23 protein-coding genes, 2 tRNA genes and 1 pseudogene are annotated in these 19741 nt (G+C 61.8%); 8 read left to right on the top strand and 18 right to left on the bottom strand.

Going from position 1 to position 19741, the window contains the following annotated elements; translation table 11 throughout:
• The first annotated feature begins 9 nt into the window (after positions 1-9).
• Both UB43_RS30390 and UB43_RS27450 read left to right on the top strand, forming a co-directional pair.
• Positions 10-771, top strand: coding sequence for a DUF5447 family protein (locus UB43_RS30390; RefSeq protein WP_373420699.1), 762 nt, complete (start codon positions 10-12; stop codon positions 769-771).
• Positions 722-1120 (top strand): annotated as a pseudogene (locus tag UB43_RS27450) (integrase); the annotation flags it as partial. The gene UB43_RS30390 and the pseudogene UB43_RS27450, both read left to right, overlap by 50 nt.
• Before the next feature lie 86 nt (positions 1121-1206).
• Here the strand turns inward: UB43_RS27450 and UB43_RS27455 are convergent.
• The 10 genes from UB43_RS27455 to UB43_RS27500 form a co-directional block, all read right to left on the bottom strand.
• Positions 1207-1283, bottom strand: a tRNA-Pro gene (locus tag UB43_RS27455).
• Between the two features lie 85 nt (positions 1284-1368).
• The gene (locus UB43_RS27460; RefSeq protein WP_045217778.1) at positions 1369-1725 is read right to left on the bottom strand and encodes a MerR family transcriptional regulator; all 357 of its coding nucleotides are present in this window, start codon (positions 1723-1725) and stop codon (positions 1369-1371) included.
• On the bottom strand, positions 1706-2008 hold the full coding sequence (gene ihfA, locus UB43_RS27465; RefSeq protein ID WP_003090661.1) for an integration host factor subunit alpha: 303 nt from the start codon (positions 2006-2008) through the stop codon (positions 1706-1708). Before ihfA ends, UB43_RS27460 begins: the two co-directional genes overlap by 20 nt.
• 3 nt (positions 2009-2011) lie before the next feature.
• Complete coding sequence (pheT, locus tag UB43_RS27470; RefSeq protein WP_045217783.1) at positions 2012-4390, bottom strand: phenylalanine--tRNA ligase subunit beta; 2379 nt, start codon at positions 4388-4390, stop codon at positions 2012-2014.
• A gap of 34 nt (positions 4391-4424) precedes the next feature.
• Complete coding sequence (gene pheS / locus UB43_RS27475) at positions 4425-5441, bottom strand: phenylalanine--tRNA ligase subunit alpha (RefSeq protein ID WP_045217785.1); 1017 nt, start codon at positions 5439-5441, stop codon at positions 4425-4427.
• Between the two features lie 97 nt (positions 5442-5538).
• Entirely contained in the window at positions 5539-5895 is a 357-nt protein-coding gene (gene rplT / locus UB43_RS27480; RefSeq protein WP_045217787.1) for a 50S ribosomal protein L20, read from the bottom strand.
• A 21-nt stretch (positions 5896-5916) separates the two neighbouring features.
• The gene (gene rpmI / locus UB43_RS27485; RefSeq protein WP_017516491.1) at positions 5917-6111 is read right to left on the bottom strand and encodes a 50S ribosomal protein L35; all 195 of its coding nucleotides are present in this window, start codon (positions 6109-6111) and stop codon (positions 5917-5919) included.
• A 60-nt stretch (positions 6112-6171) separates the two neighbouring features.
• Complete coding sequence (infC, locus tag UB43_RS27490) at positions 6172-6723, bottom strand: translation initiation factor IF-3 (protein WP_171039364.1); 552 nt, start codon at positions 6721-6723, stop codon at positions 6172-6174.
• Entirely contained in the window at positions 6723-8645 is a 1923-nt protein-coding gene (gene thrS / locus UB43_RS27495; RefSeq protein ID WP_045217789.1) for a threonine--tRNA ligase, read from the bottom strand. The genes infC and thrS overlap by 1 nt, the downstream gene beginning before the upstream one ends.
• Positions 8646-8886: 241 nt before the next feature.
• Positions 8887-9720, bottom strand: coding sequence for an alpha/beta fold hydrolase (locus tag UB43_RS27500; RefSeq protein ID WP_045217790.1), 834 nt, complete (start codon positions 9718-9720; stop codon positions 8887-8889).
• A 255-nt stretch (positions 9721-9975) separates the two neighbouring features.
• Here UB43_RS27500 and UB43_RS27505 point away from each other — a divergent pair, with 255 nt between their 5' ends.
• Complete coding sequence (locus tag UB43_RS27505) at positions 9976-10329, top strand: histone-like nucleoid-structuring protein, MvaT/MvaU family (protein ID WP_045217791.1); 354 nt, start codon at positions 9976-9978, stop codon at positions 10327-10329.
• A gap of 444 nt (positions 10330-10773) precedes the next feature.
• Positions 10774-10998, top strand: a complete 225-nt coding sequence (locus tag UB43_RS27510; protein WP_045217792.1) for a hypothetical protein — start codon at positions 10774-10776, stop codon at positions 10996-10998.
• A gap of 69 nt (positions 10999-11067) precedes the next feature.
• Here UB43_RS27510 and UB43_RS27515 read toward each other — a convergent pair whose 3' ends face one another.
• Entirely contained in the window at positions 11068-11622 is a 555-nt protein-coding gene (locus tag UB43_RS27515; protein ID WP_256205369.1) for a DUF4946 domain-containing protein, read from the bottom strand.
• A 364-nt stretch (positions 11623-11986) separates the two neighbouring features.
• On the opposite strand from UB43_RS27515, the gene UB43_RS29340 reads away from it, so the two are divergent.
• Complete coding sequence (locus UB43_RS29340) at positions 11987-12175, top strand: hypothetical protein (RefSeq protein WP_082085930.1); 189 nt, start codon at positions 11987-11989, stop codon at positions 12173-12175.
• Positions 12176-12359: 184 nt separating this feature from the next.
• Positions 12360-12674, top strand: a complete 315-nt coding sequence (locus tag UB43_RS27520; RefSeq protein WP_045217793.1) for a hypothetical protein — start codon at positions 12360-12362, stop codon at positions 12672-12674.
• A 379-nt stretch (positions 12675-13053) separates the two neighbouring features.
• Here UB43_RS27520 and UB43_RS27525 read toward each other — a convergent pair.
• Positions 13054-13130 (bottom strand) — tRNA-Val (locus tag UB43_RS27525).
• 186 nt (positions 13131-13316) lie between these two features.
• Between UB43_RS27525 and UB43_RS27530 the strand changes: the two genes are divergently transcribed.
• On the top strand, positions 13317-14600 hold the full coding sequence (locus UB43_RS27530) for an FAD-binding oxidoreductase (protein WP_045217794.1): 1284 nt from the start codon (positions 13317-13319) through the stop codon (positions 14598-14600).
• 34 nt (positions 14601-14634) lie between these two features.
• Here UB43_RS27530 and UB43_RS27535 read toward each other — a convergent pair whose 3' ends face one another.
• The 5 genes from UB43_RS27535 to UB43_RS27555 all read right to left on the bottom strand — a co-directional run bounded on the left by UB43_RS27535 (position 14635) and on the right by UB43_RS27555 (position 18510).
• The gene (locus UB43_RS27535) at positions 14635-15594 is read right to left on the bottom strand and encodes a formate/nitrite transporter family protein (RefSeq protein WP_045217795.1); all 960 of its coding nucleotides are present in this window, start codon (positions 15592-15594) and stop codon (positions 14635-14637) included.
• 73 nt (positions 15595-15667) lie between these two features.
• On the bottom strand, positions 15668-16612 hold the full coding sequence (locus tag UB43_RS27540; protein ID WP_045217796.1) for a PA2778 family cysteine peptidase: 945 nt from the start codon (positions 16610-16612) through the stop codon (positions 15668-15670).
• A gap of 11 nt (positions 16613-16623) precedes the next feature.
• Entirely contained in the window at positions 16624-17019 is a 396-nt protein-coding gene (locus tag UB43_RS27545) for a PA2779 family protein (protein WP_026078724.1), read from the bottom strand.
• Between the two features lie 131 nt (positions 17020-17150).
• On the bottom strand, positions 17151-17636 hold the full coding sequence (locus tag UB43_RS27550; protein ID WP_045217797.1) for a hypothetical protein: 486 nt from the start codon (positions 17634-17636) through the stop codon (positions 17151-17153).
• Between the two features lie 109 nt (positions 17637-17745).
• Positions 17746-18510, bottom strand: a complete 765-nt coding sequence (locus UB43_RS27555) for an ABC transporter substrate-binding protein (RefSeq protein ID WP_045217840.1) — start codon at positions 18508-18510, stop codon at positions 17746-17748.
• On the opposite strand from UB43_RS27555, the gene UB43_RS29715 reads away from it, so the two are divergent.
• A complete protein-coding gene (locus UB43_RS29715; protein ID WP_156160517.1) occupies positions 18509-18664 on the top strand; it encodes a hypothetical protein in 156 nt (51 codons plus the stop codon). The two genes, UB43_RS27555 and UB43_RS29715, sit on opposite strands and share 2 nt — an antisense overlap.
• Here UB43_RS29715 and moaA read toward each other — a convergent pair.
• Complete coding sequence (gene moaA, locus UB43_RS27560) at positions 18642-19637, bottom strand: GTP 3',8-cyclase MoaA (protein WP_045217798.1); 996 nt, start codon at positions 19635-19637, stop codon at positions 18642-18644. The genes UB43_RS29715 and moaA overlap by 23 nt on opposite strands.
• Between the last annotated feature and the right edge of the window lie 104 nt (positions 19638-19741).

Genomic DNA, 19741 nt, shown 5'->3' on the forward strand with positions numbered 1-19741 from the left:
TGCCCGCCGATGCTTCCGAGCAAATACCTGCACCGGCCGCATCCATTGGACTGCGACTGCTCTGTCTGCTGGTCCCGTCGCGAGCTGGGGAAAATCAGTCTCTGCCAATCCACACCGTGCACCGAATGCCGCCCTACCGGCTACATACCGTCGAAATCCAATGCTGACCTTTTGCTTGAAGCCGAGCGCAAGGGCTGGATGGGCGGCTCTGCTGCGAAGACCCCCGTCACCGTCAAACCCAAGGTCACCATCCCGGTCAGCGAGATCGGCTCGAAACTGAAGGCCGGCCTTAAGACCAACGCCGGCCAGCTGGCGATGAGCGCCGCCATTTCGGGAGCCATCGCGGGCGTCGGTTGGGTGATGTCGGACGACAACACCAAGATTCAAAAGAAGGACCCCGGCACCGCACCAGAGACCGTCAACACAACGGACGGGACTTACTACTGGAAATACGCGCCCGTCTCGAACTCCGCCGCGTCCACCCCACTGGCCTCATGCGTCATCGTGGGTACTTCGACACTTCATCCTTACCACGGTCACTTCGTCTCGAAGGTCAACGACACGCGGTACACCTGCGCCTACTACGACCAGTTCGACCGGCTGATGGGGCCGTTTAGCTATATCGACCGCTCTGGCACCCATTGTGCGACTGGCTACACCTGGGATGCGGTTACGGCCTCTTGCCTTTCACCGGAGCAGAAAAAGGACCTGAGTGAGTCTGATCCGCTTCCGCGTTACCCGCGAATTGCAGGATGTATTGGATCGCTGTAACGATGGCGTCCCCTCCCCTTTTCTGATTCATCGGCGACCGGATCGGAAGATAGGCCTTGCTGACCGAAAGGAGCATTGGACGAAGATCGATGAGCGCTATCTGTCCAGGGCATTCAAGGAAGCGCGAGACGCTGCAGCCTGCTATTCAGGATGGAAAGACGAAGAGATGCCGGGGTTCCATGAGATCAGGGCCCTGTCGCTGCATTTGTATAAGAAGGCCGGGAAAGATGGCCAGAAGATCGCTGGGCATGCCAGCGCAGAGATGACGAAGAACTATCAGCGGGACCATGCCGAAGTGGTCTGGTCAGATGCGATTCCGGACTTGGATATCAGCGAATTTGCCCGCTAGTTTTGCGCGCATATTGCGCCGGTTTTGCGCAGTCCAGAAATGAAAACGGCCCAAACACTGTAAGTATTTGAGCCGCCTCAAGAATTTGGTCGGGACGGAGTGATTCGAACACTCGACCCCTTGCACCCCATGCAAGTGCGCTACCAGGCTGCGCTACGCCCCGACGTTGCTTTTGAGTTCCCTCAGAAGCGGATCGCACTATACCCCAAGCATTTGCTTTGGAGAAGTGCTTTTTTCATTTTTTTCAGTTACTTGCGCAGCACATGCAGCACATCTTCCAATTCGGCGATCATCTGCCGGATCAGTTGTTTGTACTGGGTGGCGTCATCGCGGGCTTCGTCGCCGGTGAGACGCTGACGGGCGCCGCCGATGGTGAAGCCCTGGTCGTAGAGCAGCGCGCGGATCTGGCGAATCATGAGCACGTCCTGGCGCTGGTAGTAGCGCCGGTTGCCCCTTCGCTTGACCGGGTTGAGTTGCGGGAACTCCTGTTCCCAGTACCGCAGCACGTGCGGCTTGACCGCGCAAAGGTCGCTCACTTCACCGATAGTGAAGTAGCGCTTGCCCGGAATGGGGGGCAGCTCGTCGTTATGACTTGGTTCCAGCATAAGCCTCAACCCTGGCCTTCAGTTTCTGCCCTGGACGAAAGGTGACGACGCGCCGGGCTGTGATCGGGATTTCCTCTCCCGTCTTGGGGTTGCGTCCGGGACGCTGGCGCTTGTCGCGCAGATCGAAGTTGCCGAAACCCGACAACTTCACCTGTTCGTTATGCTCCAGCGCCTGGCGGATCTCTTCAAAGAAGAGCTCCACCAGCTCCTTGGCTTCCCGCTTATTCAGGCCCAGCTCTTCGTACAGACGTTCAGCAATTTCAGCTTTCGTCAGAGCCCCCATACGCTACTTCCTTAACGTGGCGTTGAACCTTTGTTCCAGCGAGGCGACGATATTCTGCGTAGTCGCGTTCACCTCGTCATCATTAAGAGTGCGTGATGGATGCTGCCAGGTCAAGCCAACGGCCAAGCTTTTTCTAAGCGGATCAATACCTTTACCGTGGTAGACGTCAAACAACCTGAGATCTGTCAGCCATTCGCCCGCCGTTTCGCGAATATTTGCCAGCACGAACTCGGCCGGAGTATCCAGATCGACGATCAGGGCCAGGTCACGGCGCACTTCGGGGAAGCGCGACAGTTCGCTGAATTTCGGCAGGCGGCCCTTGGCCACTTCGGCCAGTACCAGCTCGAAGACGTAGACCGGTCGATCCAAGTCTAGCGCCTTGGCCAGTTCCGGGTGCAGAGCGCCCAGGTAGCCTACCAGCACGCCATCACGCTCGATCTTGGCAGTCTGGCCCGGGTGAAGCGCCGGGTGTTCCGCCGGGGAGAAGGTGAAGGCCTCGATGGCGCCGGCGTTACCCAGCAGCGCTTCGACGTCGGCTTTGACGTCGAAGAAGTCGACATTCTCACGACCGTTGGCCCAGCCTTCCGGCTGACGGGCACCGCAAACGACACCGGCGAGCATGTTTTCCTGCACCAGGCCTTCCAGCTGACCGACGAAGCGCAGGCCGCTTTCGAACAGGCGTACGCGGGTCTGCTGACGGTTGAGGTTGTGCTGCAGGGACTTCACCAGACCCGGCCAGAGCGAGGCGCGCATGGCGGCCATGTCGGCGGAGATCGGGTTGGCCAGCATCAGCGGCTCGACACCGGGGTGGAACAACTGGAACAGCTTGGGATCGATGAAGCTGTAGGTGATGGCTTCCTGGTAGTCGCGGGCGACCAGCAGGCGGCGCAGCGCCGGCAGTTCGGCCTGCGACTCGGACTTGGTGTTTGGCGCCAGGCGTGCCTGCGGGTAGCGCACCGGCAGACGGTTGTAGCCGTACAGGCGACCCAGTTCTTCGATCAGGTCAACTTCAATGGAGACGTCGAAGCGATGGCTCGGTACGCCAACGGTCCAGGTATCGGCACCGGCTTTCTGGACGTCGAACTCCAGGGCGGTGAGCAGACGCTCGATCTCGACGTTTTCCAGCGTCATGCCCAGCATCTGGGTAACGCGCTCGGCACGCAGACTGACCGGGGCGACCTTGGGCAGGTCGGCCTCACTGACGGCCTCCACGATCGGGCCAGCTTCGCCGCCGACGATCTGCAACAGCAGTTCGGTGGCACGCTCCATGGCGCGGCGAGCCAGCTGCGAGTCCACGCCACGCTCGAAGCGGTGCGAGGCATCGGTGTGCAGGCCGTAAGAGCGAGCCTTGCCAGCGACGGCGATGTTGTCGAAGAAGGCGCTTTCCAGGAACAGATCACGGGTCTTGGCGCTGACGCCGCTGTGCTCGCCACCCATCACGCCGGCAATGGCCAGAGCGCGCTCGTGGTCGGCAATCACCAGGGTATCGGCACGCAGAGTGACTTCCTGGCCGTCGAGCAGGACGAGCTTCTCGCCCTCCTCCGCCATGCGTACGCGTACGCCGCCTTTGATCTCGTCGAGATCGAAGGCATGCATTGGTTGGCCCAGCTCGATCATCACGTAGTTGGTGATGTCGACGGCGGCGTCAATGCTGCGGATGTCGGAACGGCGCAGGCGCTCGACCATCCACAGAGGGGTCGGCTTGCTCAGGTCGACGTTGCGGACGACGCGACCGAGGTAGCGCGGGCAGGCCTTGGGAGCCAGCAGCTCAACACTGCGCACTTCATCGATCTGCGAAGCAACGGCGCTGACCACGACCGGCTTGACCTCGGCGCCATAAAGCGCGCCGACTTCGCGAGCCAGGCCGGTCAGGGACAGGCAGTCGCCCCGGTTCGGGGTCAGACCAATCTCGATGGAAGCGTCGTCCAGTTCGAGGTAATCGCGGACGTTGGCGCCCACCGGAGCATCCGCGGCGAGCTCCATCAGGCCGGCGTTCTCTTCGCTGATTTCCAGCTCTTTGGCCGAGCAGAGCATGCCGTTGGATTCAACGCCGCGCAGCTTGGCCTTCTTGATCTTGAAGTCACCCGGCAGTTCGGCGCCGATCATGGCGAAGGGGATCTTCAGGCCTGGGCGCACATTGGGCGCGCCGCAGACGACCTGGAAGGTCTCCGAACCGTTGCTGACCTGGCAGACGCGCAGCTTGTCGGCGTCCGGGTGCTGCTCGGTCGACAGCACTTCGCCCACGACTACGCCATTGAACTGGCCAGCAACCGGGATCACGGCATCGACCTCAAGGCCGGCCATGGACAGACGAGCTACCAGCTCGTCACGGGATACCTGCGGGTTTACCCAGCTCCGCAGCCACTGTTCACTGAATTTCATCCTGCTCTCCTAAATGCGTTGACGGTCGTGCGGGCTAGCGGAACTGGCCGAGGAACCGCAGATCGTTGTCGAAGAACAGGCGCAAGTCGTTCACGCCATAGCGCAGCATGGCCAGACGCTCGATACCCATGCCGAAGGCGAAGCCCTGGTACTTCTCGGGATCGATGCCGGACATGCGCAGCACGTCGGGGTGGACCATGCCGCAACCCATGACTTCCAGCCAGCCAGTCTGTTTGCAGACACGGCAGCCTTTGCCGCTGCAAAGCACGCACTGGATGTCGACTTCCGCCGAAGGCTCGGTAAAGGGGAAGAAGGACGGACGGAAGCGGACGGAGAATTCTTTCTCGAAGAAGGCGCGGAGGAATTCTTCGATGGTGCCCTTGAGGTCGGCGAAGCTGACGTCTTCATCGACCAGCAGACCTTCGACCTGGTGGAACATGGGCGAGTGGGTCAGGTCGGAGTCACAGCGGTACACGCGGCCCGGGCAGACAATGCGAATCGGCGGCTTCTGGTTTTCCATGGTGCGGACCTGTACCGGCGAGGTATGGGTGCGCAGCAGCATGTTCGCATTGAAGTAGAAGGTGTCGTGCATGGCACGAGCCGGGTGATGGCCCGGAATGTTGAGCGCTTCGAAGTTGTGGTAGTCGTCTTCGACTTCCGGACCCTCGGCCACTTCATAGCCGATGCGGGTGAAGCACTGCTCGATGCGCTCCTTGGTGCGGGTGACCGGATGCAGACCGCCGGAGGACTGGCCACGGCCCGGCAGGGTCACGTCGATGCGCTCGGCTGCCAGCTTGGCGGCGAGGGCGGCGCCCTCCAGCTCGGCCTTGCGGGCGTTCAGCACATCCTGAACCTTTTCCTTGGCGACGTTGATCAGCGCACCGACCTTGGGGCGCTCTTCGGCCGGCAGGTCGCCCAGGGTCTTCATGACCTGAGTCAGCTCGCCCTTCTTGCCGAGGTAGTAAACCCGGATCTGCTCCAGGGCGTTGACGTCTTCGGTGTTTCGCACGGCGTCCAGGGCCTGCGAGACCAGCGCGTCCAGGTTTTCCATGTACCAACTCCAGATACAAAATAGGGGAAGAGCGGTAAGGCTCTTCCCCTATCGGTGACGTTACGTCCGGACCAAGATCCGGTAACTGTCGCGGGGCTTAAGCCAGGCTGGCTTTCGCTTTTTCGACAATTGCGGTAAACGCCGCTTTTTCGTTCACAGCCAGATCGGCCAGGACCTTACGGTCGATCTCGATGGCAGCTTTTTTCAGGCCAGCGATCAGACGGCTGTAGGACAGACCGTTCAGACGAGCACCAGCGTTGATACGAGCGATCCACAGAGCGCGGAACTGACGCTTGCGCTGACGACGGTCGCGGTAGGCGTATTGGCCTGCTTTGATTACCGCCTGCTTGGCAACACGGAACACGCGCGAACGCGCGCCGTAGTAGCCTTTTGCGAGCTTCAGAATCTTTTTGTGACGACGACGGGCAATTACGCCACGCTTAACACGAGCCATTTATTTATCCTCTACCAGAAATCAACGCAGACGCAGGGAGCGCGCTACACGGCGAACGTCGGAAGCAGCGAGCATCGAAGTGCCGCGCAGCTGACGCTTACGCTTGGTGGTCATTTTGGTCAGGATGTGGCTCTTGAAAGCGTGCTTGTGCTTGATGCCACCAGCAGTCACTTTGAAGCGCTTTTTGGCGCCACTCTTGGTTTTCATCTTTGGCATGTTTGGTACTCCGCATTCGTTAACAACTGATAACCATCAGGCCTGCCAGTGCCCGGGAGGTTATTTACGCTTCTTGGGAGCGATGACCATCATCAGCTGGCGTCCTTCCAGCTTTGGATGCTGTTCCACGGTGCCGATCTCGGCGAGGTCGGTTTCGACCCGCTTCAACAGCTCCATGCCCAGCTCCTGGTGGGCCATCTCACGACCACGGAATCGAAGCGATACCTTGGCCTTGTCCCCTTCATTAAGGAAACGTACCAGGTTGCGTAGTTTTACCTGGTAATCCCCTTCTTCCGTCCCTGGACGAAACTTGATTTCTTTGATCTGTTGCTGGTGCTGGTTTTTCTTCGCAGCAGCGGCTTGCTTCTTCTTCTCGAAGAGGTGCTTGCCGTAGTCCATGATGCGGCAGACAGGGGGCACCGCATCAGCAGAAATTTCCACCAGGTCCAGCTTGGCCTCGTCGGCTAGACGGAGGGCCTCGTCGAGGGAGACCACGCCAATCTGTTGACCGTCAGCACCAATCAGACGCACCTCACGGGCGGTGATGTTTTCGTTGATCGGTGGTTTCGGGAGAGCCCGCTTATCCTGTCTCATTTCACGCTTAATAATGATTACTCCGAGTCTTGGCGACCACGCCGGGAAACCGCCTGAGCGAGCAGCTCAGCGAACTGGGCGACCGGCATCGAGCCGAGGTCTGCCCCTTCGCGCGTACGTACGGCGACGGCCTGCGATTCAACTTCCCTATCACCGATAACCAACAGATAGGGAACCTTGAGCAAAGTATGCTCGCGGATTTTAAAGCCAATTTTCTCGTTTCTCAAGTCAGACTTGGCACGGAATCCGCTTTGCTCGAGCTGACGCACCACTTCTTCGGCCCATTCGCCCTGCTTGTCAGTGATATTCATCACCACCGCCTGGGTCGGTGCGAGCCAGGCCGGGAACAGGCCGGCGTAGTGCTCGATCAGCATGCCGATGAAGCGCTCGAACGAGCCGAGGATCGCGCGGTGCAGCATGACCGGACGGGTACGGCTGTTATCTTCGGCGATATAGCTGGCATCCAGACGCTCCGGCAGGTTCGGATCGTACTGGAGGGTCCCGCACTGCCAGTTACGGCCAAGGCAGTCCTTCAGGGTGAACTCGATCTTCGGGCCGTAGAAGGCACCCTCGCCCGGCTGATATTCCCACTCCAGGCCGGACTCGTTCAGAGCGTCGGCCAGCGCACTTTCGGCCCGATCCCACAGCTCTTCGGAACCGACACGCTTGGCCGGACGAGTGGACAGCTTCATGGAGACATCGCTGAAACCGAAGTCCGAATAGACCTGCAGGGTCAGCTTGATGAAGTCGGCCGCTTCCTTCTTCACCTGTTCTTCGGTGCAGAAGATGTGAGCGTCGTCCTGGGTGAAGCCCCGCACGCGCATGATGCCGTGCAGCGCGCCGGACGGCTCGTTGCGGTGGCAGGCGCCGAATTCGGCGAGACGCAGCGGCAGGTCACGGTAGGACTTCAGGCCCTGGTTGAAAATCTGCACGTGGCACGGGCAGTTCATCGGCTTGACCGCGAAGTCGCGACTTTCCGACGAAGTGGTGAACATATTCTCGGCGTAGTTGGTCCAGTGGCCAGAGCGCTCCCAGAGGATGCGATCGACGACCTGCGGAGTACGGACTTCCACGTAGCCGTGGTCGCGCTGCACTTTGCGCATGTACTGCTCGAGCACCTGATAGACGGTCCAGCCGTTCGGGTGCCAGAAGACCATGCCCGGCGCTTCTTCCTGGAGGTGGAAGAGGTCGAGCTGCTTGCCGATGCGGCGGTGATCGCGCTTCTCGGCTTCCTCGATGCGCTGGATGTAGGCAGCCAGCTGCTTCTTGTCAGCCCAGGCGGTGCCGTAGACGCGCTGTAGCTGCTCGTTCTTCGAGTCGCCGCGCCAGTAGGCGCCGGAAATCTTGGTCAGCTTGAAGGCCTTGAGGAAGCGCGTGTTCGGCACGTGCGGGCCGCGGCACATGTCCACGTACTCCTCGTGGAAGTACAGGCCCATGGCCTTCTCGTCCGGCATGTCGTCGATGAGGCGCAGCTTGTACTCCTCACCACGAGCCTTGAAGGTCTCGATGACTTCGGCACGCGGCGTCATCTTCTTGATGACGTCGTAGTCCTTCTCGATCAGCTCGGCCATGCGCTTTTCAATCGCGGCCATGTCGTCCGGGGTGAAGGGGCGCTCGAAGGCGATGTCGTAATAGAAGCCTTCGTCGATCACCGGGCCGATGACCATCCTGGCGGTCGGGTACAGCTGCTTGACCGCATGGCCCACCAGGTGAGCGCAGGAGTGGCGGATGATTTCCAGCCCGTCCTCGTCCTTCGGGGTAATGATTTGCAGGGTCGCGTCGCTGTCGATGATGTCGCAGGCATCGACCAGACGGCCGTTGACCTTGCCGGCCAGGGTGGCTTTCGCCAGGCCTGCACCAATGGATTGCGCGACCTCGGTCACACTGACCGGATGATCGAAGGAACGCTGACTACCGTCGGGAAGAGTAATGATGGGCATGGCGCCTCCTCTCCTAGTGGTGACCCCTACGAAAGGCCACATGGGTTGGGATGTGCCAGTAAGCGTCGCCCGCCGGGCAGGCCTGCCTCACAGTGGCAGGCGCCTTGTCGGCACCCTGCGCTTTCGCGCGCGGACGTAGATCACTGGAAGAAATCGAAAACCTGATCGCAAACAATAGCGGACAGGGCGCTGGATGTTACTGCAAGTTGCGCAAGCTGACGAGCACAGAGCCTGACTTCGCTCAGTACTGATCGACAAATTCCAGCACAGCGCGATTGAAGGACGCCGGGCGGATCACATTCATGCCGTGGGACGCACCGGGAATCGTCACCGAGCGCGCATCCACAAGCGTCGCCTGCAATGCCTGGATGATTCGCGGAAACGGCTCCGGGCTTTTCGCCCCGCCGATCAGCAATATCGGCAACTGCAACTGCGAGATCTGCTCATGCTTTATAGGCGCGGGATGATCCGCGACCTGCCCAACCAATGTCATGGCATTAGCAGTCGCCATTTCGCGGAATTGCCGGGAAGACCGCGACCAGACCCCTGCACCACTGACAGTATCGACAAAGAGTTGCAGCCCATCTTCCACCGCCCCCGCTCGAATCATCTCCAGCGCCTGCTGACGAAACTGATTGCGCTCCACGGGAGACACCGGCGCCTCGATATTCACCCCGGCGAATACATCATCGGCAAAGTCCCCACCGGGATCGGCGAGCGTCAATGAGAGCAGTTTCTGCGGAGCCGCCAGCGCCACCCGCAGGCAGATATTTCCACCCCGCGAATGCCCCAGCAGATGAACCGGGCCCGGCAACTGATCGAGCAGCGCCAGCAAATCATCGACATGCTGCTGCGTCGTAAAACCCGCCCCCGCGCCATCCCATTGTTCGGGAAAATAGTGGCGCATGCTGGGCACCACCACACAATAACGGGCAGACAACGCCTGGACTTGCCCCTGCCAGTAGCGGAAGTCACAGAGCGACCCATGCACCAGCAGCAGCGGCACGCCCTGCCCGGCAACCTGGCACGTCAGTTCATAATCATTGACTCGGTATTGCACTATCTCGTTATTCATCCAGCACTCGCACGCAACGCACCACAATAAAGCACACAGGTTTCACAGGGATTATTGAACGACGAAAAATCCCGCCGCGCCCCTTCGCCCATGGATTATCCCTCACCGATCAATTAATCGACCAACCCTTCATGCGCCCTTAACATTTAAAGTGTGTTTTCCCAATCGCAACAATTCATATATTCAGTTGACGCGAACAATCATAAGAACACAGAATCGCGCCGTACTAATCACCCTGCATACGGGAGCACCCAGATGTCCAAACTTGCGGAATTCCGCGAAGCCGAGCGCAAACTCCAGGAACAACTCGCCCTGCTCGAGAAACTCAAGAGCGATGGCGGCCTGAAAAAAGAACTGGAGTTCAAGGATCAACTGCAAGCCTTGATGGACCAGTACGGCATGAACCTGCGCAATGTCATCGACATTCTCGACCCACAGACTTCCACCGAGCCGGTCGCAGCACAGCAGCCGCGCCGCACCCGCCAACTGAAGGTCTACAAGAACCCGCACAACGGCGAGACCATCGAGACCAAGGGCGGCAACCACAAGACCCTGAAAGCCTGGAAACAACAATACGGTGGCGACACCGTGGAATCCTGGCTGCAGTAAGACCGATCTTCCGCGGAGCGCTCCCGCTCCGCGGAATTTCTGCCCTCCCTACCGGGGAACTGACCGACGGCTGTATAAAAACTAGCCATCGTTAGCAGAAATCCTTATAATCGCCCCCAGCGAACACCAAACCCAAGGTCGCCCCTCCCAGCACTCCCTACCTGATCCAGGGCAGAAGCTGGGTTCTACAGGGCCACGGCCAGCGCATCCTCCGCATCGATTCCAGAGCACGCCAACCGCGCCAGGAACATTTGCCCGAGCGATCAGCGCCCCACGTCAGACACCCTGCTTTCACCCAACATCGCAGCCTGACGCGAACAGACCCCCAAGTTTCCAATCGCTGCCATATTCCGGTCATACGTTTTCTGCATTCTCAGATCGCACCCGGAGCTTTTGACGATTTCGACGGTCATAGGACCGTTACCTATTTGGAAAGACAAGACAATGAAAACCTCCCTGCAAATCCAGGAGGCGATTCGCACCCTCTCGGCGGCCTTCGCCCCTCTGAACTGCGTCATTCAGGCCAAGCGCAAGCACGGCTTCAGCTTCACCCTGGTGAACGAACACGGCATCGCCAAGCACACCGAACGCCTCTACCCTCAGCAATACCAGGGCGAGGCACCGCTGAGCGCGGTGATCCAGCGAGTGCAGGCCACTATCGCTGCCTGAACCTGAAAACGAAAAAAGCCCCGCATGAGCGGGGCTTTTGCTTTTCTGCCGGCCATATAAAAGCAGCGCTCAATTCAGACTGATGCCCGCCTTCACCGATTCGATCTCCGCCATCAGCGCCGCATAGCGCTCCGATGGTGCCGCATAGGTCAGCGAGTACGCCGCCCCATCACCCAACGCGACCTGCACTGTCTGCTTGAGCACCTCGGTGCCGTTCTGGCTGATGCCGCAATGCACTTCCAGCCCCGCCAGCCCACCCAGCTTCGCATCCAGCGGCTTGCTGCACGCCGCCTGGAACCCCTGGCGCATGAAGTCCTTCTGCAGCGCCTTGCGCATCTCAACGATGACATTCTCGACACTGACCTTGGCGGCAGAGCCGAGCCGACTGCGAGTGACCTCCATGACCAGGTCCTGGGAGCCATCCTCCGCCATGCGCACCCCACGCTGACGAACCACAGGCGCATCAGCCGTCGCATCAGCTGGCGAACGCGAAACCTCCCACCCCTGCGGCCAGATCACCTGCATTTCCGCCAACGCCGGTAGCGGCATCCACAACACGCCGAGCAACAACCAGGATCGCAGACCACCCATCACCACCTCCGAGCACACGCCAAGGGAAACCATAGCAGCCCTCCCTGCAATTCCGCGGGCCAGCCACCCGCCCGAAAGCCAACGAAGGCGACCCTACCGGACCGCCCATCCAGCGCCAAGCGCCACTGACGACGCCTGATGCCCCAACCACTGGAAGGACGCTGGGTCGGAGCTATATTCACAGCGCAGCCGAAGGACCGGCTTGCTCGTACCCCCTGAGTTGCCGTCTTGAAGCCCCGCTCTCTCCAGGTGCGGGGCTTCTCGTTAGCGCCACCAGCACACCCCACTCCATGAATCGCCGGCAATGCATCGGCGCCGACACAATACTTACCTTGCCGATACCAAATTCTTCGAGACACCGGAGCCGCCGGCAGGTCTACTTCGCGCCGATTTTTTCATGTCCTATGGTGTATCGATGTTGTCCAAGCTGACCAAAGCCGCCCTGCTCACCACCTTAGTATTGCTCTCCGGCTGCTGGCCGTTCTTCCCGCCCTTCGGCGGCCCTGGTCGAGGTAGCCACGGCGGTGGCGGCAACCACGGAGACGGCGGCCACGGCGGCGGCCCCGGCTTCGAAAGCCACCGATAGCAAAACGCCCGATGCACTGCATCGGGCGTTTTTTGTTCATGCCATCACCAACAACCTGGACAGGCCTGGCATACGCACGCCCTGAACGAGAAAGGCTTCGTCACACCCCCTGCAGCACGAGCAGAAGACCGCAGCAGGCTCCATACTTAGAGGCAGAATGAAATCGCAGGCTCAGTGAGGCCACATGAAAACGCTCACAGCATTGCTCCTGCTCATGCCTCTTGCCGCCGGCGCCCAAGCCTCCGACTTCTGCACCGGCATCGGCCTGTTCGCCCGCGCGGGAGCCCTGTACCGAAACGAGGGCAAGACCGAACAGCAGGCGATAGCGGCCGTTCACGATGGCAGCGCCAAGCTCGACGCGGATACCCAGGTGGTCGTCAGGTATTTCGTGCGCTTCGGCTACCACGGAGATCAGACACCCGATCAGGCATTTGCCAACGCTGAGCAGAAGTGCCGGCAGTACGAAACCTACAGCGAGCGCAGAAGCGCGATGAATTAGCGACCGCCCAAGCGCCCCCCCCCCCCCCCCCCAGCTCAAAGCCCTTCACCGCCTCGCCAGCACGGAGCAGCCGCAAGACTTGCAGCGGCACCCCACAAGCGCACAGCGGAAAGCGCGAGTTCCGCGCAGCGGGTCCGTGAGCCTGTATAAGAAGGAGAGACTACCGATCGAACACACCCAGGCGCCGCCAGGCGCCGCCAGGCCAAGCCGGCCAGCTAACACCATGAACGACACCGGAACGGGCGATCGAGCACCCGCAGGCGCGCCGCCTTGCGGCTGCAGATCAGGCCGAGCCTTCCCAACACACCGAAAAACGCGCAAAACAAAAAGGGCGACCCTTTCGGGTCGCCCTTTCTGAAATCGCCGAAGCGATTATGTTTGGTAGGCACAATTGGACTCGAACCAACGACCCCCACCATGTCAAGGTGGTGCTCTAACCAACTGAGCTATGTGCCTGTCGTGTGGGGCGCATTCTACGCGATCGTTTTAGAGCGTCAAGCACTTTTTTCAGCTAAGCCACTGAAAAAGTGAATTTTTTTATGTTCGACCGTCCGTAAATTATTTTGCACGGGCACTAGCCGGTCTGATTCGACTCAGGTAGCATCCGCACATCTCGTAAAAAATAACAAACACAGGTGCATTATGCCGCACACCTCCTACCCCTCTTCCTATTACGCAGCTTCGGCCAATCCGGTCCCGGCCCGTCCTGAACTGCAAGGCGAGGTGGAAACCGATGTCTGCGTGATCGGCGCAGGCTACACCGGCCTGTCGACCGCCCTGTTCCTGCTGGAAAACGGTTTCAAGGTCACCGTGCTGGAAGCCGCCAAGGTTGGCTTCGGTGCGTCGGGCCGCAACGGCGGCCAGATCGTCAACAGCTATAGTCGCGACATCGACGTCATCGAACGCACCGTCGGCGCCAAGCAGGCCAAGCTGCTGGGTGACATGGCCTTCGAAGGCGGCCGCATCATTCGCGAGCGTATCGCCAAGTACAACATCCAGTGCGACCTGAAGGACGGCGGCGTGTTCGCGGCCCTCAGCGCCAAGCAGATGGGCCATCTGGAGTCGCAGAAAAAGCTGTGGGAGCGCTTCGGCCACACCCAGCTGGAACTGATGGACGCCAAGCGCATCCGTGAAGTCGTCGGCACCGACAGCTATGTCGGCGGCATGCTCGACATGAGCGGCGGCCACATCCACCCGCTGAACCTCGCCCTGGGCGAAGCCGCAGCCGTGGAATCCCTGGGCGGCGTGATCCACGAGCAGTCCCCTGCCGTGAAGATCGACCGAGGCGCCAACCCGGTCGTGCACACCCCGAAGGGCCGCGTGAAAGCCAAGTTCATCGTGGTGGCCGGTAACGCCTACCTCGGCGGGCTGGTGCCGGAGCTGGCTTCCAAGTCCATGCCGTGCGGCACCCAGGTGATCACCACCGAGCCGCTGAGCGCCGACCTGGCCAAGTCCCTGCTGCCGACCGACTATTGCGTCGAGGACTGCAACTACCTGCTCGACTACTACCGCCTGACCGGCGACAACCGCCTGATCTTCGGCGGTGGCGTGGTCTACGGTGCGCGCGACCCGTCGAACATCGAGGCAATCATTCGTCCGAAGATGCTCAAGGTCTTCCCGCAACTGAAGGACGTGAAGATCGACTTCGCCTGGACCGGCAACTTCCTGCTGACCCTCTCGCGTCTGCCGCAGGTTGGCCGTATCGGCGACAACATCTATTACTCCCAGGGCTGCTCGGGCCACGGCGTGACCTACACCCACCTCGCGGGCAAGCTGCTGGCCGAAGTGCTGCGTGGCCAGGCCGAGCGTTTCGACGCCTTCGCCACCCTGCCGCACTACCCCTTCCCGGGCGGCCGCATGTTCCAGGTTCCGTTCTCCGCGATCGGTGCCTGGTACTACACCATGCGCGACAAGCTGGGCATCTGACGCCTCGCTTCACACCGCACGAAAAAACGGCGCCTCAGGGCGCCGTTTTTCTTTTCGGGGACTTCTCCGGCGACGACGTATCACTGCGCACCTGGGCATGGCTCATCAACGCGAAGATCAGACTGCCGCCGACGATATTGCCCAGCAGCGTCGGCAAGGCGAAATCGATGACGAATGGCGCCAACCCCACTTCCCCGGCGAACATCAGGTAGCCCACCTCGCAGGTGCCGACCACGATGTGGCTGAAGCTGCCCAGCGCCATCAGGTAGGTGACCAGGAAGATGATCCACACCTTGGCGTTCTCCGCCGCCGGCACCAGCCAGACCATGGTGGCGATCATCCAGCCGGAAACGATGCCCTTGGAAAACATCTGCCAATGGTCGTTCTCCATGACCTCGCGACCGATCTCCAGGAAAGCCTGATCCGCCTTGGTGTCGAAGATCGGCAGGTGCAGCATGCCGTAGGCGAACAGCAGCGCGCCGACGATATTGCCCAGCAGTACCACCGACCACAGGCGCAGCAACTGGCCGAACTTCTCCAGCGTGGGCTCGCTCATCACCGGCAGCACTGCCGTCAGGGTGTTCTCGGTGAACAGTTGCTGGCGCGCGAGGATGATCGCCAGGAAGCCCACCGGATAGCCAAGGCTGCTGGTGATCACCGCCATGTCGTGGTCCGGCAGACGCGCGCGGAACAACCCCATGGCCATCAGCGACAGCCCGATGGTCAGCCCGGCAGCCAGTGCCGACCACCAGAGCGCCGCCAGGGTGCGCTCCAGTTCGTGATTGCCCTGCAGGCGGATGACTTCGTGCAGCACCAGCGGGCGGGGCGGCTGACTCTTCTCGACCTTGCGGCGCTCTTCGGCCGAGAGCTCGTCGGCCGTATCGCTACCAGCCCTGGCGCTGCGGGAAGCATTGCGAGGCGCCGCCTTCTTGGTGCTCGACGCGCTCTGCTTGGCACGGGCGCCGCTGCGTGCCGGTGGTTTTTCGCTGGCCATGCCAAGCACCTCGCTGGAACATTGCCGGGTCAGGCCACGCCCTCCCCGCCTGGGTTCAGGAAACCTGTGCGCCTCAGTTCACCGGGCAGGCCGGCACCGCCTGGCAACTGTCACCTGCCGCGGCCGCACTGCCAATCTTCTGCGAGAAGCGCGCATCGTCCGGCGCCAGGCGTCGCGCACAACTCGCCGCTGCGCCGGCCTGCTGCGCACAACCGCGCTCACCCAGCACGTTGGCCAGGTTGAACCAGCCAGCCGCAAACGCTGGCTTCGCACCAACACTGCGGCGCAGCGCATCCTCGGCATCGCCGAGACTGCCGTCGGTGTAGCGCGCGTTGGCCAGGGCGAACCAGCCGAGCGACTCCTGCGGCCAGGCCCTGGTCGCAGTGCGGTAGGCCTGCTCCGCCAATGCCGGCTGGCCGGTTTCTTCCAGGTCGTGGGCCGCTCTCAACCAGGCCGTCGGCTCCGCCGTCGCCGGCAGGCGATCGGCCGGCACGGTCAGTACCGCCCAGCGCTGGCTGCGCTTCCAGGTCACGTCAAAGGCGGTGAAGTCGATCACCAGGCGCTCGGTGATGCCCGAGCGGAGGATCAGTTCATGGCGATTGCGGTCGAAGCCGACCACCACCGCGAAGTGCCAGACCGGTAGCCAGTCCAGCCCCTGGTTTTGCAGGATCAGCACCGGATTGCCCGCCGCCACTTCGCTGAGGATGTTCTCCAGGCGCGGCTTGAGCGGATAGACCAGCATGCCCTTCTCCCGCGCCGCCGCCACCAGCTCCACCTGCAGGCTGCCCTCGCGTCCGGGGATAAACACCCGGTCCTTCAGCTCCCGCGGCGTCACCCGCACGCCACGCTGATTGAGCATGGTCGCCAGCGCAGCCGGGCCGCACTGAAATTCCTGTTGCGGGAAGAACTGCACATCACTCAGTTCCACCCGCTCCGGCAACGCCTCCACGCTCGATGGCAACGTCGGCGACTGCGCGCAGCCACCGAGTGCCACGGCCGCCGCAAACGCGGCGGCCATGGCCCAGCGCTTCAACGCTGGCACCTCACGAAGGTGAAGATATGGGTGATACAGAGCAGGTCGGTGATCACGAAGATCAGCAGGAACAACAGGATGATGCCGATGATGCCGCCAGCGGGGGCCTGGTCCAGCTGCTGGTTGAACTGCGCCAGCTCTTCATTGGACAGGCTCTTGATGCGCTGCTCGACCTTGCTGCGCTCGACGCCCATGGACTGCAGCTTTTTCTGCACGCCCTGGTCATCGAGCATCTTCAACAACTGTTCGCGGTCGACCTGTTGCTGCTGTGCCTGCAGCACTTCGCCGGTGCCAACCATGGCGGCCTGAGCCAACGGGACTTCCGCAACAACACCCAACTGCGCGAACACCAGGACTGCTGCAAGGCTCTTTACCCGTCTTGTTATGGTCATTCTGGGTCACCTCATCATGGACTGCATGCACTGAGCAGGAGGTGCAGGCCGCTCGCACGCGAGACAACCGACCGTGACGCTCCCGCCATGTCGGCGGCAACCGCAGGGCCGCTATCTAGTCTGATGCCGACTCAGGAAAAGAGTTCGAAGCGTATTTGGCGCCAGTCGGCGTCCAGATGGCCCAGGTACAGGCAGGCATGACCGCGGGGAAAGAGAATGTGCTCCGGACCGATGCCCGGACCTTCGAGGCGCAGCAGGCGCCCCCAGGGATGATGGCTGATGCGCCCGCGCACATCCTCGACGGTCCCGCCGCGCCACCAGTGGATAGCGGCCTCGGCATCCTCGACCTCTTCAGGCTGCTCGATGCGCACCGGCTCATCGCGCCAGCCGATCACCCGCTGCGGGTCGAAACCGGCCTGCCGCGCCAGCGGCAACGGCGTGATCCACTGTGCGCCGTCCCGCTCCTCGAGCGACACGGCCAGCGGACACCACTGCGGCTGCTCCAGCGCCCAGAGCAGGTCGCCATCGATCGCCAACGAAGGCGCTGGCTGGGCCTGGATGCGGAAACCGGGGCAGACCAGCACACCCTCGCGCAGGGGAATGCGGAGTTCGCTCATGCCGGCTCCGGCAGGGAATGGCAGCGAAGGAAGAACAAAGCGCGGCGCACTTCATCCTCCCTACGGCTGGCGCGCAAACGGCAGCGGCGATTCTAGGGAAGAAGGCGGCTCACGGCGACTTCTGTTTCGCTTTCTGGCGCTCGAGGAAATCCACTTTCCACTGCTCGACGCCCAGGTGCTCGGAATCGAGACTCGCCTCGACGCCGTACTTCGCCTTGATCGCGGCCACCTCCCCGGCGTGGTCGACGAGGAAGCGATCGAAGCGCTCGACCAGCTCGCCCTGCTTCAGCGTGGACAGGTGGAAGGCGCCCCGCGTGTGTGGCAGCGAAGGATCGAACACCAGCGCCCCCGGTTTCGCACGGATGTTGTCCAGGTAAAAAGTGGCGACCACTACGTTGAAGTAGGCGCCATCGGCCTGCTTCTTCAGCGCGGCATGGATCATCTGCTTGAGGTCGGCGCTGGGCGCGAGGGCAATCTGCCCGGACTGCACCGGCTGCTCATAACCGCGCGGCGTCCAGCCATCCACCAGCGCCAGCCGCTTCAAGGCACCGACACCCTGCCCCAGCCGCTCCGGCGCCACCAGCACGCCGTCGACGTACTCGGTCACCGGCTGGCTGTAGCGCAGGGTTTTCCCGGCTTTCTGCTCGGGCGCCCAAGCGGGGTTGTCCGGGTACTTGAGATCGACCTGGCCGGACAGCAACGCCGGCAGCAGCGCATCCACCGGCAGCGGGCGATATTCCAGGGTGATCCCGCTGGTGCCGGCGAACAGGTCCAGCACCTCGCGGGCGAAGCCCTGGTAATTGCCCTGCGCATCGGTGCTGTAGTGCGGGGCGAACGCGAGGTTCTCGACGCCGACGACGTAGGTCTGCGCCATGGCGGCACTTGAAACACCGCTGGAAAAAATGCTGGCGAGCGCGCAGCAGAATGCCTTGAGCTTCAAACGACTCTCCTTGTTGCCTGTTGTTTTTGTTCTGTCCGGCGGGCCGGGCGCCCGTCGTGGCGAACTCAGCCGCCGGTCATGCTCATGAAGCGCAGCACCTGCACCTGCTGATCGGCTTCGAAATGATGGCGTTCGGGCTTGAGCTGCAGCGCCTGCATCAATGCTTCGCGCAGGCGTGCGCCGTCGCCGGGGTGCTCGCGCAGCAGCTGGCGCAGGTCCAGCGCGCCTTCATGGCCGAGGCACAGCACCAGCTTGCCTTCGGCGGTCACCCGCACCCGGTTGCAGTCGCCGCAGAAGTTGTGGCTGTGCGGGGAGATGAAGCCGATCCGGCTGGCGTATCCGTCGATGCGGTAGTAACGCGACGGACCGCCACTGCGCTCCGGCGTGGGCAGCAGCTGCCAGCGCTCGGCGAGCTGCGCGCGGACTTCGTCGCTACTGCACAGGGTCTGCTTGCGCTCGTGGCTGCTGACGCTGCCCAGCGGCATCTCCTCGATGAAGCTGATGTCGATGCCCTTCTCCAGGGCGAAGGCCACCAGGTCGCAGACTTCGTCGTCGTTGCGACCCTTCTGCACCACGGCATTGAGCTTGATGCGCTCGAAGCCGGCATCGCGGGCGGCGTCGATACCGTCAAGCACCTGCTCCAGCTTGTCGGAGCGAGTGAAGGCGGCGAAGCGTTCGCGACGCAGCGAATCGAGGCTGATGTTCAGACGGCGCACGCCGGCAGCACGCAGCTCGGCCGCACGTTCACGCAGTTGCGAACCATTGGTGGTGATCGACAGATCGTCCAGTTCCGGGCGTGCGCCCAGTCTTGCCAGCAGGCCGGTCAGGCCCTTGCGCACCAGCGGCTCGCCGCCGGTGATGCGGATGCGCTTCACGCCCAGGCCAATGAAGGCGTCCGCGACGGCTTCCAGCTCTTCCAGGCTCAACACCTGGTCGCGCGGCAGGAACTGCATGTCTTCGCTCATGCAGTAGGTGCAGCGGAAGTCGCAGCGGTCGGTGACCGACAGGCGCAGGTAAGTGATGCGTCGACCGAAGGGGTCGACCAACTGGGAATCGGACATGGGCAGTGGGCAGTTCCGGATGGCAGGTGCCGAACGAAAGTGCGCTAGAAATACCCTAGAACGCCGTCGCTGTACACACAAAACCGACTCGAGAGTCAGGAAAC

This window comes from Pseudomonas sp. 21 (genome assembly GCF_000955805.1).
In the GTDB taxonomy this organism is placed as follows: Bacteria; Pseudomonadota; Gammaproteobacteria; order Pseudomonadales; family Pseudomonadaceae; genus Pseudomonas.

What these genes read in the sequence shown, in the direction of transcription:
- UB43_RS27555 (WP_045217840.1), bottom strand. Translation starts at nt 18,510, where the DNA reads ATGGCGCAGACCTACGTCGTCGGCGTCGAGAACCTCGCGTTCGCCCCG.
- pheT (WP_045217783.1), bottom strand. Translation starts at nt 4,390, where the DNA reads ATGAAATTCAGTGAACAGTGGCTGCGGAGCTGGGTAAACCCGCAGGTA.
- ihfA (WP_003090661.1), bottom strand. Translation starts at nt 2,008, where the DNA reads ATGGGGGCTCTGACGAAAGCTGAAATTGCTGAACGTCTGTACGAAGAG.
- UB43_RS27510 (WP_045217792.1), top strand. Translation starts at nt 10,774, where the DNA reads ATGAAAACCTCCCTGCAAATCCAGGAGGCGATTCGCACCCTCTCGGCG.
- rplT (WP_045217787.1), bottom strand. Translation starts at nt 5,895, where the DNA reads ATGGCTCGTGTTAAGCGTGGCGTAATTGCCCGTCGTCGTCACAAAAAG.
- UB43_RS27500 (WP_045217790.1), bottom strand. Translation starts at nt 9,720, where the DNA reads ATGAATAACGAGATAGTGCAATACCGAGTCAATGATTATGAACTGACG.
- UB43_RS27530 (WP_045217794.1), top strand. Translation starts at nt 13,317, where the DNA reads ATGCCGCACACCTCCTACCCCTCTTCCTATTACGCAGCTTCGGCCAAT.
- UB43_RS27520 (WP_045217793.1), top strand. Translation starts at nt 12,360, where the DNA reads ATGAAAACGCTCACAGCATTGCTCCTGCTCATGCCTCTTGCCGCCGGC.
- UB43_RS27550 (WP_045217797.1), bottom strand. Translation starts at nt 17,636, where the DNA reads ATGAGCGAACTCCGCATTCCCCTGCGCGAGGGTGTGCTGGTCTGCCCC.
- UB43_RS27535 (WP_045217795.1), bottom strand. Translation starts at nt 15,594, where the DNA reads ATGGCCAGCGAAAAACCACCGGCACGCAGCGGCGCCCGTGCCAAGCAG.
- UB43_RS29340 (WP_082085930.1), top strand. Translation starts at nt 11,987, where the DNA reads ATGTCCTATGGTGTATCGATGTTGTCCAAGCTGACCAAAGCCGCCCTG.
- UB43_RS27505 (WP_045217791.1), top strand. Translation starts at nt 9,976, where the DNA reads ATGTCCAAACTTGCGGAATTCCGCGAAGCCGAGCGCAAACTCCAGGAA.
- UB43_RS27515 (WP_256205369.1), bottom strand. Translation starts at nt 11,622, where the DNA reads ATGGTTTCCCTTGGCGTGTGCTCGGAGGTGGTGATGGGTGGTCTGCGA.
- thrS (WP_045217789.1), bottom strand. Translation starts at nt 8,645, where the DNA reads ATGCCCATCATTACTCTTCCCGACGGTAGTCAGCGTTCCTTCGATCAT.
- UB43_RS29715 (WP_156160517.1), top strand. Translation starts at nt 18,509, where the DNA reads ATGGCGGCACTTGAAACACCGCTGGAAAAAATGCTGGCGAGCGCGCAG.
- moaA (WP_045217798.1), bottom strand. Translation starts at nt 19,637, where the DNA reads ATGTCCGATTCCCAGTTGGTCGACCCCTTCGGTCGACGCATCACTTAC.
- UB43_RS27460 (WP_045217778.1), bottom strand. Translation starts at nt 1,725, where the DNA reads ATGCTGGAACCAAGTCATAACGACGAGCTGCCCCCCATTCCGGGCAAG.
- UB43_RS30390 (WP_373420699.1), top strand. Translation starts at nt 10, where the DNA reads ATGCTTCCGAGCAAATACCTGCACCGGCCGCATCCATTGGACTGCGAC.
- UB43_RS27545 (WP_026078724.1), bottom strand. Translation starts at nt 17,019, where the DNA reads ATGACCATAACAAGACGGGTAAAGAGCCTTGCAGCAGTCCTGGTGTTC.
- UB43_RS27540 (WP_045217796.1), bottom strand. Translation starts at nt 16,612, where the DNA reads ATGGCCGCCGCGTTTGCGGCGGCCGTGGCACTCGGTGGCTGCGCGCAG.
- rpmI (WP_017516491.1), bottom strand. Translation starts at nt 6,111, where the DNA reads ATGCCAAAGATGAAAACCAAGAGTGGCGCCAAAAAGCGCTTCAAAGTG.
- pheS (WP_045217785.1), bottom strand. Translation starts at nt 5,441, where the DNA reads ATGGAAAACCTGGACGCGCTGGTCTCGCAGGCCCTGGACGCCGTGCGA.